This is a genomic window from Rhizobium sp. BR 317, assembly GCF_047445835.1.
GTDB classification, from domain to species: domain Bacteria; phylum Pseudomonadota; class Alphaproteobacteria; order Rhizobiales; family Rhizobiaceae; genus Rhizobium; species Rhizobium paranaense.
The window spans coordinates 44,803-55,978 of sequence record NZ_JARWLB010000029.1; the positions used below are offsets into that span (position 1 = coordinate 44,803).

At 60.1% G+C, this 11,176-nt stretch carries 12 protein-coding genes; 11 read left to right on the top strand and 1 reads right to left on the bottom strand.

Translation table 11 applies throughout. The features are described from left to right. Nucleotides 1-21 precede the first annotated feature (21 nt). Nucleotides 22-753 (bottom strand): Crp/Fnr family transcriptional regulator, encoded by a 732-nt coding sequence (locus QD357_RS29070; protein WP_414125618.1) that lies wholly within the window; start codon nucleotides 751-753, stop codon nucleotides 22-24. 238 nt (nucleotides 754-991) lie between these two features. Between QD357_RS29070 and ccoN the strand changes: the two genes are divergently transcribed. The 11 genes from ccoN to ccmI form a co-directional block, all read left to right on the top strand. Then, nucleotides 992-2,614 (top strand): cytochrome-c oxidase, cbb3-type subunit I, encoded by a 1,623-nt coding sequence (ccoN, locus tag QD357_RS29075; RefSeq protein WP_183939844.1) that lies wholly within the window; start codon nucleotides 992-994, stop codon nucleotides 2,612-2,614. A gap of 10 nt (nucleotides 2,615-2,624) precedes the next feature. After that, the gene (gene ccoO, locus QD357_RS29080; RefSeq protein WP_414125619.1) at nucleotides 2,625-3,359 is read left to right on the top strand and encodes a cytochrome-c oxidase, cbb3-type subunit II; all 735 of its coding nucleotides are present in this window, start codon (nucleotides 2,625-2,627) and stop codon (nucleotides 3,357-3,359) included. Between the two features lie 9 nt (nucleotides 3,360-3,368). Further along, entirely contained in the window at nucleotides 3,369-3,521 is a 153-nt protein-coding gene (locus tag QD357_RS29085; protein WP_183939848.1) for a cbb3-type cytochrome c oxidase subunit 3, read from the top strand. A gap of 1 nt (nucleotide 3,522) precedes the next feature. Beyond that, the gene (gene ccoP, locus QD357_RS29090) at nucleotides 3,523-4,386 is read left to right on the top strand and encodes a cytochrome-c oxidase, cbb3-type subunit III (protein WP_414125620.1); all 864 of its coding nucleotides are present in this window, start codon (nucleotides 3,523-3,525) and stop codon (nucleotides 4,384-4,386) included. 9 nt (nucleotides 4,387-4,395) lie between these two features. Continuing rightward, nucleotides 4,396-4,581 (top strand): hypothetical protein, encoded by a 186-nt coding sequence (locus tag QD357_RS29095; protein ID WP_414125621.1) that lies wholly within the window; start codon nucleotides 4,396-4,398, stop codon nucleotides 4,579-4,581. A gap of 298 nt (nucleotides 4,582-4,879) precedes the next feature. Then, nucleotides 4,880-6,448: a cytochrome c oxidase accessory protein CcoG gene (ccoG, locus tag QD357_RS29100; RefSeq protein WP_414125622.1), complete on the top strand. Its 1,569-nt coding sequence runs from the start codon at nucleotides 4,880-4,882 to the stop codon at nucleotides 6,446-6,448. Continuing rightward, the gene (locus tag QD357_RS29105) at nucleotides 6,445-6,930 is read left to right on the top strand and encodes a FixH family protein (protein WP_183939854.1); all 486 of its coding nucleotides are present in this window, start codon (nucleotides 6,445-6,447) and stop codon (nucleotides 6,928-6,930) included. Before ccoG ends, QD357_RS29105 begins: the two co-directional genes overlap by 4 nt. Then, nucleotides 6,927-9,212, top strand: coding sequence for a cation-translocating P-type ATPase (locus tag QD357_RS29110; RefSeq protein WP_414125623.1), 2,286 nt, complete (start codon nucleotides 6,927-6,929; stop codon nucleotides 9,210-9,212). Before QD357_RS29105 ends, QD357_RS29110 begins: the two co-directional genes overlap by 4 nt. Further along, nucleotides 9,209-9,367: a cbb3-type cytochrome oxidase assembly protein CcoS gene (gene ccoS / locus QD357_RS29115; RefSeq protein WP_183939858.1), complete on the top strand. Its 159-nt coding sequence runs from the start codon at nucleotides 9,209-9,211 to the stop codon at nucleotides 9,365-9,367. The genes QD357_RS29110 and ccoS overlap by 4 nt, the downstream gene beginning before the upstream one ends. A gap of 21 nt (nucleotides 9,368-9,388) precedes the next feature. Next, nucleotides 9,389-10,054, top strand: coding sequence for a Crp/Fnr family transcriptional regulator (locus tag QD357_RS29120; protein WP_414125624.1), 666 nt, complete (start codon nucleotides 9,389-9,391; stop codon nucleotides 10,052-10,054). A gap of 140 nt (nucleotides 10,055-10,194) precedes the next feature. Continuing rightward, on the top strand, nucleotides 10,195-11,176 hold a 982-nt coding region (ccmI, locus tag QD357_RS29125; RefSeq protein WP_414125625.1), incomplete at its 3' end, for a c-type cytochrome biogenesis protein CcmI.

The window sequence follows — 11,176 nt, forward strand, 5'->3', positions numbered from 1 at the left end:
GCCACGATATTCTTCGAGACGTTAATGGACACTCATCCTATGACAGGTTTCGGCTGAGAAATCATCAGCATTGCCGGATAGTTGCTGAAGACGCGAGAAGCTCAGGATCCTGAGGTCGTGCCGTCCTTCCGAAGCGACGACATTCCTCAATGCCAGCTTGCTGATGGTGCGCGATACGGTCTCGATGGTCATCCCAAGGTAGTCGGCGATGTCCTGCCGGTTCATCGGAATGTGAAGGAGGCCCTTCTGCGTCGTCCCACGCCGGTTTGCCATCGTCATGATAAAGCTGCAGAGGCGTTCCTCGGCATTCTTCTTGGAGAGCAGAACCATCTGGTCGTGCGCGGCCATGGTCTCCCGACACAGCAGGTTGATGTATTCAGGCCGCAGCGATTCGGAGCGGACGACTTCCTCGTGGAAGCTCTTGCGCGAAATCCGGCGAACCTTGCAGTCGGTGACCGCTTCGGCGGTAAAGAGGAAATCGTCCTGCAGGAAGGCGCCGATCACATCGCCGGCGAAATGGAATCCCGTGACGGCCCGGCGCCCTTCGCCGATGATGCGATGCAGGCGGACCACGCCTTGCTGGACGTGGAAGAAATGCTTCACCGCATCGCCCTCCCAACAGAGCGCCTTGCCGGCTTCCACCGTCTCAGTCGGCGCGGTTCGAAAAACTGATGCAAGCGGCTGCTGGCCGATTGTAATCGCTTCGTTCGCGACTTCCGCATGGTCGAATGCCTGGTTTCTCTGCATAAGCATCGTTGCGTCCCTTCGTTTGACTGTGACCGCAATAGATGCCGGCCCCGTCACAAGAGAATGAGCGCCGTGTTCGAAAGCGTGCGAAAGTGTAACGGTTTGTAACAAGCCCGGAAGCTGGGGCCGCGTCCGCCTTTCGTTGATCTAAATCAAGGAGGTGCGGCCCGCTTCATGACAGTCCTTCCCCAGAGTGCGAGGAAGCCGGCCGGCATGCGGTCGCCAGCGCACTGGGGATGACACCATGAACTATACCGTCGAGACGATGGCGGTCGCCATCGCAGCGTTCGCGACTCTGGTGATGGCAGGGCTCGCGCACGACCATCTATTCGCCGTCCATATGGGCATAATCTGTTTCTGCCTGACCATTGGAACAATCCTGCTCATTAGACGGGTCGACTTTTCTCCGGCGGGCCAGGTGCCGAAGGTCGAGGCATCAGGCTACTTCGACGAGGTCGTGCGGTATGGCTTGATCGCCACCGTCTTCTGGGGCGTCGTCGGTTTCCTTGTCGGTCTCGTGATCGCGCTACAACTGGCGTTTCCCGATCTGAACTTCGCGCCGTACCTGAATTTCGGACGGCTCCGGCCGGTTCACACATCGGCCGTGATCTTTGCGTTTGGCGGCAACGGTCTGATCATGACCTCTTTCTATGTCGTCCAACGCACCTGTCGTGCGCGCCTCTTCGGCGGAAGTCTGCCCTGGTTCGTCTTCTGGGGATATCAGCTTTTCATCGTCATGGCGGCCACCGGCTACGTCCTTGGAATCACGCAGGCGCGCGAATATGCCGAGCCGGAATGGTACGAGGACATCTGGCTTACGGTGGTCTGGGTCGCCTATCTGGTCGTGTTCCTGGGAACTATCCTGAAGCGTAAGGAACCGCATATCTACGTCGCGAACTGGTTCTACCTCGGCTTCATCGTCACCATCGCGATGCTCCACGTCGTGAACAACCTCGCGGTTCCGGTCTCTTTCCTCGGAACGAAAAGCTACTCGGTTTTTTCCGGTGTCCAGGATGCGCTGACCCAGTGGTGGTACGGTCATAACGCCGTCGGGTTCTTCCTGACAGCCGGCTTCCTCGGCATGATGTACTACTTCATCCCCAAACAGGCCAATCGGCCGATCTACTCGTACCGGCTCTCGATCATCCACTTCTGGGCTCTGATCTTCATGTACATCTGGGCCGGTCCGCACCATCTGCACTATACGGCGCTGCCCGACTGGGCCCAGACGCTTGGCATGGTCTTCTCGGTAATGCTCTGGATGCCGTCGTGGGGCGGCATGATCAACGGCCTCATGACGCTCTCGGGCGCCTGGGACAAGATCCGGACCGACCCAATCATCCGCATGATGATCGTCGCGCTCGCCTTCTACGGAATGTCGACCTTCGAAGGTCCGATGATGTCGGTGAAGACGGTGAACTCTCTCAGCCACTACACTGAATGGACCATTGGCCACGTGCATTCCGGCGCGCTTGGATGGGTCGGCATGATCACCTTCGGCGCGATCTACTACCTGACGCCGAAGCTGTGGGGCCGGGAGCGTCTTTATAGCCTGCGCATGGTCAACTGGCACTTCTGGCTCGCCACTCTTGGCATCGTCATCTACGCCGCCGTCCTATGGGTCGCCGGCATCCAGCAGGGCCTGATGTGGCGCGAATACAATGCGCAGGGCTTCCTCGTCTACTCTTTCGCGGAAACCGTGGCAGCCATGTTCCCATACTACGTCCTGCGCGCCGTCGGCGGCGGCCTCTACCTGGCCGGGGGCCTGGTCATGGCATGGAACGTCTTCATGACGGTCCGCGGTCACCTGCGGAACGAAGCTGCTCTTCCGACCTCTTACGTGCCTCAGGCACAGCCCGCCGAGTGAGGTGAAAAAAATGGCATCGATACTAGACAAACACCAGTTCCTCGAGAAGAACGCCACGCTGCTTCTGCTGGGCTCGCTCCTCGTGGTCAGCATAGGCGGCATCGTCGAGATCGCTCCGCTGTTCTATCTCCAGAACACGATCGAGAAGGTGGAGGGGATGCGCCCCTACACGCCCTTGGAGCTCGCCGGCCGCAACATCTACATCCGCGAAGGCTGCTATCTCTGCCATAGCCAGATGATCAGACCGTTCCGCGACGAGGTTGAGCGTTACGGGCACTATTCGCTTGCCGCGGAGTCGATGTACKACCACCCGTTCCAATGGGGATCCAAGCGGACGGGACCGGATCTTGCCCGTGTCGGAGGCCGCTATTCAAACGAATGGCACGTCCAACACCTTTCGAACCCTAGAGCGGTCGTGCCTGAGTCGATCATGCCGACTTACGCCTTCCTCAGGAATCAGGAGGTGACCGTCAAAGACGTAGGGATGGATCTGAAAGCCAACGAGGACGTGGGGGTCCCCTACACCGACGATATGATCGCCAATGCCGAGGCGGACATGAAGGCGCAGGCCGACCCGAATGCGGACACGGCCAGCCTCCTCAAGCGCTATCCAAAAGCGAAGACCGGCGACTTCGATGGCGATCCGACCAAGCTCACCGAGATGGATGCTCTTGTCGCCTACCTGCAGATGCTCGGCACGTTGGTCGACTTTTCGACCTACGACGACGCCACCGGTTACCGATGAGGTGAAGCAATGGAAACGTACAACGCAATGCGGCACTTCGCCGACAGTTGGGGTCTTCTGGCCATGACCGCTTTCTTTGTGGGCGCGATCCTCGTGACGCTGCGGCCCGGTGGCAAGAAGGCCGCGGACGCCGCCGCCAACATACCCTTGAAGGATGACTGAGATGTCGGAAAAGCATGTAGACGAACTCAGCGGCGTCGAAACTACCGGACACGAATGGGACGGGATCCGCGAACTGAACAACCCCATGCCGCGATGGTGGGTATGGACGTTCTATGCAACCATCGTCTGGGCAATAGGATATGCGATACTCTATCCGTCCATCCCGATGATTGCGTCGGCCACGAAGGGATACCTAAATTTCTCCAGCCGTGCTGCGCTCCAGCAGGATCTTGACCAGGCCAAGTCGGCTCAGATGAAGTTCCATGATATGATCGCGGCGAAGACGGTTCAGGAGATCGACACCGACCCAAAGCTCCGCGAATTCGCGGTCGCCGGCGGCGCGTCTGCCTTCAAGGTGAATTGCGCGCCCTGCCATGGTTCGGGCGCGAGCGGTGGGCCGGGCTTTCCCAATCTCAACGATGACGACTGGCTCTGGGGCGGAGATCTCGATTCGATACAGAAGACGATCTCGCACGGCATTCGATTCGACGCCGATCCCGACACGCACCTTTCCGAGATGCCGGCCTTCGGCGAAATGCTCGACAAGACCCAGATTCGCCAGGTCGCGGCCTATGTCTGGGGGTTGACGAATGCGCCTTCGGATCCGGCTCTGGCTTCGGCCGGCAAGCAGGTATTCATGGATAACTGTGCCGCCTGCCACGGAGAGGATGCGAAGGGCAAATTCGAAGTTGGCGCGCCTAATCTTGCCGACGCCATATGGCTCAAGGGCAAAGGGGAAGACGCGATCATTCGCCAGGTCACCGCACCGAAGCACGGGGTGATGCCGGCGTGGTCCGCCCGGCTTGGCGACACGACCGTCAAGGAACTGACCGTGTTCGTCCACTCGCTGGGCGGCGGAAAATAGGGGGCTCACATGATCAATCGCGAACACAACCCGCTTCTTGCACTTTACGGAATACCACGCGCGGTCGTCCATTCAAGGGTGTCCGCCCGGGCAAAATCGATGGCGCCTTCGTGCGATCAGGACGATCCGGAGAAGATTGGAAATCCCGTCGTCAGTTTGACCTCGCTGAAAGATCATAAATCCGAAAGCCGCTAAATTTGAATGCGGGGAGGCGTGGAAGCGCCTTCTCCTGCAATCTTCAGGGTCACGCCTCGGTCACCAGGGCGTGGCCTCATTTTAAGAGGTGGCGCGAGTCCGCCGGATCGATTTTGTTTGATGCCGGCCAAATACGGGGGCACGCCCATGCTGCTATCCAGATGCCGCACGACTCCTTAAGGCTGCGTCTTGGTTCCCCGGACGCAGCCTCTTTTTTGATCGTCTGTTTCTTGACCTGGATCAAGGATGACCGCCTCGGACGCTGGCAGAAGAGATGGAAGAACAGCGGACGATTCTCATGAACCTCTATACAGCGCCAGATCCAAAGGAAGTCGAACGGGTCAACGTGGAGCCCGTCAACGCGCGCAGAAACCGGCGCCCGCTATACGCCGCCCGCAAGAAGGTGTTTCCGAAGCGGGCTGAGGGCCGTTTCCGCCGATTCAAATGGATTGTGATGCTGATAACGCTCGGCATCTACTATCTAGCGCCCTGGATTCGGTGGGATCGCGGACCCTATGCGCCCGATCAGGCCATTCTGGTCGATCTCGCATCGAAGCGCTTCTTCTTCTTTTTCATCGAGATATGGCCGCAGGAGTTCTACTACGTCGCCGGCCTGCTGGTGATGGCCGGCTTCGGCCTTTTTCTCGTCACCTCCGCGGTCGGGCGCGCCTGGTGCGGCTATGCCTGTCCGCAGACCGTCTGGGTCGATCTGTTCCTGGTCGTGGAGCGTGCGATCGAAGGGGATCGAAACGCCAGGATGAAGCTCGACGCCGGCCCCTGGAGCTTCGACAAGATCAGGAAGAGAGTGCTCAAGCATTCCATCTGGCTCGTTATCGGCGTTGCGACCGGCGGTGCATGGATATTCTATTTCGCCGACGCACCGACGCTTCTGCATAGCCTCCTGGCCGGCGAAGCTCCCGCAGTCGCTTATGCCACCGTCGCTATCCTGGCCTCGACGACCTATGTTCTCGGTGGTCTGATGCGCGAACAGGTCTGCACGTATATGTGCCCGTGGCCGCGCATCCAGGGAGCGATGCTCGACGAGAACTCGCTCGTCGTCACCTACAACGACTGGCGCGGCGAACAGCGCTCGCGCCATGCCAAAAAGGCGCAGGCGATGGGCGAAGTCGTCGGTGACTGCGTCGACTGCAATGCCTGCGTCGCCGTCTGTCCGATGGGAATCGACATCAGGGATGGCCAGCAGATGGAGTGCATCACCTGCGCCCTCTGCATTGACGCCTGCGACGGCGTGATGGACAAGCTCGGAAAGCCCCGCGGCCTGATCGCATATGCAACGCTGAGCGAATATTCCGCCAACATGGCCCTTGCAACGGATGGCGGAAGGACCGCTGTCCAGCCGGCAAGGGTGAGAAATGCGGACGGCACGTTTGTCGATGCCGTTCGCCACTTCAACTGGCGGATCATTTTCCGTCCGAGAGTGGTCTTCTACGCGGTCGTCTGGTCTGCAATCGGCCTCGCCATGTTGGCCCATCTGTCGATGCGCGAGCGCCTGGAGCTCAACGTCCTCCACGATCGCAATCCGCAATACGTCCTTGAAAGCGATGGGTCGATCCGGAACGGTTACACGCTGCGCATTCTCAACATGGTCCCGAAGCCCAGAAAGATCGAGTTGAGGCTGATCGGGATGGAGGACGCGACCATGCGCATCCCTGAGTTCGGCGTAAAGGATACCCGCAGTTTCATTGTCGACGCCTCACCGGACGTGGCCAACACGCTCAAAGTCTTCGTCACCCGCAAACAGACCGGCGTCGCCGTCAACGAATTCCTGTTCTCGGTCGAAGATGCCGACCATTCAGACAGAGCAACTTACCGCGCGGCATTCAACGCACCAGGAGAGGTCAAATGAGCATTCGCGCCCAAGGGTTTACCGGCAGACACATGCTGCTGACGACCGTCGCCTTCTTCGGCGTCATCATTACCGTCAATGTTACGATGGCATGGCTGGCGTCGTCGACCTGGAGCGGCCTGGTGGTGAACGACACCTATCTCGCCAGCCAGGAATTCAACAAGAACGCTGCCGCGATGAAGGCGATGACCGCATCCGGCATCGCGGGCAGCCTTTCGATCAAGGGTCGGGAGATCCATTACGACATCCGCAATAATAATGGATCGCCGGCGGCAGTCGACGACGTGACCGCCAACTTCAAGAGGCCCGTCGGAGACCACGAGGACTTCGCCGTCGCTCTCAAAAAACTCTCCGAGGGCCACTTTCTAGCGGATCACGACGTTGCCACCGGCGACTGGATCGTCGAGATCGTCGCGAAACGAGGAGAGACCCTCGTCATGCATCAGGCCGTGCGCATCGACACCGCTGAGACAGATCAATGACCTGCTGTACGATGAGTGCTGAAGCCGCGATGGCCATGAGTCGAAGCAATTTGAGCGCCGAGGAGATCACCCTTGCCAGCCAGCCATTGGGCGGAGGTTTGAGGCAGCTCGACCTCAGCGCGCCGGATGTGCACTGTGGTGCCTGCATCTCGACGATCGAGAAAACCTTGACGGCGCTTCCTTATGTGCAAAAGGCCAGGGTCAACCTCACCTCCAAGAGGGTGACCTGCGTCTACGCCGAGCAGACGGCGGAGGGCACGACGGATCCTTCGGAAATCGTGGCCGCCGTCGAAGCCGCCGGTTATCGCGCCCATCTCTTCACGCCCTTTGCCCCGGAAAATGACAGCATGAAGAACCAGCTCCTGCTCGCCGTGGGGGTTTCCGGGTTCGCGGCCACGAATATCATGCTTCTGTCGGTATCGGTCTGGTCGGGCGCGGACGCGGCGACACGCGATCTGTTCCATTGGATCTCGGCAATGATCGCCGCTCCGGCGCTGATCTATGCCGGCCGTTTCTTTTTCCGATCGGCGTGGAACGCGCTAAGCCGCGGCCGCACCAACATGGACGTTCCAATCTCCCTTGCCGTGATGCTCTCCTATGCAGTCTCGGTTTGGGAGACCATCCACCATGGCGAACATGCCTGGTTCGATGCATCGGTCTCATTGCTGTTCTTTCTGTTGATCGGAAGGACACTGGATCACGTGATGCGCGAAAAGGCTCGCGCCGCGATCAATGGGCTGGCCAGGCTGGCGCCTCGCGGTGCGGTTCGAATCCTTCCAGACGGGTCGAGAACCTATGTCGCCGTCGATGAAATMGCGGTCGGTGACGAAATTGCGGTCTTTGCGGGCGAGCGCGTTCCGGTGGACGGCGTCGTCGTCGAGGGCGAAGGCGACCTCGATCTTTCCATCGTCACCGGCGAAAGCCGTCCTGTCGCGGTTTTCGCGGGCGCAGACGTCAGATCGGGCGCCATGAACCTGACGGGCTCGCTGGTGATACGGGCGACGAAGCTGGCGAAAGAATCCCTTTTGGCCGAAATCATCGTGCTGATGGAGGCTGCCGAGGGCGGTCGCGCCCGTTACCGGCGCATAGCCGATCGAGCCGCCGCGCTTTATTCGCCAGCAGTACATCTTCTCGCCTTGGTGTCCTTCCTCGCCTGGGGCTTTGCCGGAGGTGATTGGAAGCATGCGATGCTCGTCGCCGTCGCGGTGCTGATCATCACCTGCCCCTGCGCCTTGGGACTTGCCGTCCCGGTCGTTCAGGTCGTGGCAGCCGGCGAGCTTTTTCGCAAGGGCGTGATGGTCAAAGATGGCTCTGCGCTCGAAAGGCTGGCCGAAGTCGACACCGTGGCGTTCGATAAGACCGGCACGCTGACGATGGGGACGCCCCACCTTGTGGCGCGTGAGGCGGCCAGCGAGACATATGTTTTATCGGCCGCCGGGCTTGCAGCTCATTCGCGGCACCCTCTCTCCCGGGCTCTGGCGCGAAGCTCGAACCAGGTTCCGATGGAATTCGACCGAGTAGCGGAAGTTCCCGGCGGCGGCCTGGAGGGTCGGCGTGGCGACGACGTCTACAGACTTGGCAGTGCCTTCTTCGCAGCCGGTGGCGCGCCTGCGGCGCCGGCAACCGAGGGTCCGTTCTCCGAAGTCGTGTTTTCACGAAACAACGTGGTTCTCGCGCGGTTTTTCTTCGAGGATGCCCTGAGACCAGGCGCGCCCGAGGCGGTTGCCGGGCTCGAGACTGCAGGCTTCGCAACAGTCATCCTTTCCGGCGACCGGCAGAACGTGGTGGATCATGCTGCGCGAGCGCTCCATATCGATCGGGCGATCGGCGGACTGACGCCTGCGCAGAAGGTTGAGGAGTGCAAGGCGCTCGGCGACGGCGGCTGCCGCGTTCTGATGGTCGGTGACGGCATCAATGATGCGCCGGCACTGGCCGCCGCCCATGTTTCGATGGCGCCCGCCACCGCCTCGGACATCGGTCGCCAGGCGGCTGATCTGGTCTTCTTCAACGATCGGCTGGATGTGGTCCCCGAAGCTATCCAAGTCGCAAGGCKAGCAGCGATGCTCATCCGCCAGAACTTTGCTTTGGCCATTGCTTATAACGTGCTTGCGGTTCCGATCGCAATCGCAGGCTTCGCCACGCCGCTGATTGCTGCCGTCGCAATGTCCTCATCGTCCCTGATTGTCGTGACCAACGCCTTGCGGCTTAGCGCGCTGGCAAAACCCCGCTGGTCGCGAATGCCAGGAGAGGCCGGTGGAAGCCAGGAGGCCAAGCTCGCATGAACATGCTGATCTACCTGATCCCGATCGCGTTGTTCATGGGTGGCATGGGGCTGGCCGCGTTTCTCTGGTCGCTCAAAAACGGTCAGTACGACGATCTGCAGGGCGCCGCATGGAGGATACTCGCGGATGACGAAACCGACCCACCGAAACCATAGCCGTCGTTTGGGGGCAGTTTGATGCTTGCAAAAATACAGTTGCTTCAACGATCCCCGCTCTGCGAGGGATTGAACGAGCATACCGTAACGAACCTTCTTTCGCTGGTGGAGTTCCGGAGGTTTGGTCCGAACGAATGCATCGTCTCGGAAGGCGAGGACGCTCTCCATGTCTTCTTCGTCGTGACCGGCATCGTGCGGCTCACGAGGGGAAGAGCGAGTGGCCGCGAGACCGACGTCGGCATCTGCGAACCTGGAGACGTCTTCTCCGAATATCTTGTCCCGGGAGGTCGCTCCCATGCGCTCACCGCATGGGCGGCAGACTCTGCCGAGGTTGCCGCGATTGATCTCCTCCAGCTTCGCATTCTTGCCGCGGAACATCCGGGCGTGCTGTTGAACCTGATGCGGATCGCCTCGCGGCATCTCGTGGAGGCCTTCGAGTGCATCGCGGGCGATCGGTCTCAGACGGCAGCCCAGCGGGTGGCAAACTACTTTCTGCGCCATTGTCCGAGGTCTGCGACGCAGGCGTCGTTCCGCTTGCCATATCGAAAACGAATTCTTGCCGGAAAACTTKGATTGGCGCCGGAGGCTCTCTCTCGCGCATTCTCGGCACTTTCKGACGTCGGCGTCGTCGTGGCGGGAAAAACCGTGCGGATCGACAACGTCGAAATGCTGCGCACAATCTGCTGAGCTCTTCCAAATTTGGAATCTTTTGCTGCTCGATATATCGGGCGAGTAGGGTGGGTTCGTCAGCGAATATTTGATCCCGATCAATGTCGGGCCGCTGAGCGAAGGTAAGGTGCGGACGAAGAAAGGCGTCTCCACCTATGATGATTTGGATATTATTCGCGGTCGTTACGACGGCAACAACGGCGGCATTGCTACATCCGCTGTCTTCGGGCCGGATACCATCCGCGGCGGTTTCCGTCGACGCGACCGCCGTATATCGCGATCAATTGCTGGAGCTCGACAGGGAGTTCGGGCTCGGCCGGATTTCGGCGAACGAGTATGAAATCACGAAGGCGGAGACGGCCAGGCGTCTTTTGAAGGCGGCCGAGCGCGATCGAACCGAAGTGTCGACGACAGCGAGGTCCTACAGGTGGTGGAAGCTGATCGTCGTGGTCTTCCTGCAGCTTCTCAGCGTCGGTATCTACACCGTTCTAGGCTCGCCGGAGCTTCCTTCCAAACCACTGGAGGAACGGCTGAGAAATCCCGGCGAGGACACCACGATCCTGGTCCGGAAGATCGAAGATCATCTGCGGCTCTTTCCTGAAGACGGGAAAGGCTGGGACGTCGTCGCTCCGGTCTATTTGAAGATGGGTCGCGTCGCCGAGGCCGAAACTGCGTATCGAAACGTCATTCGAATCCTTGGTCCGAGCGTTGCGAGGCTTGACGGATTGTCGGAGACGACAATGGCTCTCGCCGATGGAAAGGTGGCTGCCGAAACCCGCACGATCCTCGCGCAGATCCTGCAACTTGAGCCGAACAACCCCCGTGCGCTCTTCTACCTGGCGCTTGCCTTGGAGCAGGATGGCAAGGCGGCGGAAGCAAAGACGGCCTTCGAGGCGCTGGCGCAGCAATCGCCGCCCGAGGCGCCGTGGATGATGGCGGTCAATGACCATATCGCCAAGAACGGCGGCGCGGCCGATGGGACGGCGGCAGGCTCGGCCAATGCCAAAACACCCGGCAATCCGACGGCCGATCAGGTGGCCGCTGTTAATGCCATGAACGCGGGCGATCGTCAGCAGATGATCCGCGGCATGGTCGACAGCCTCGACGCTAAGCTGAAGGAAGACYCGAAGAATTTCGAAG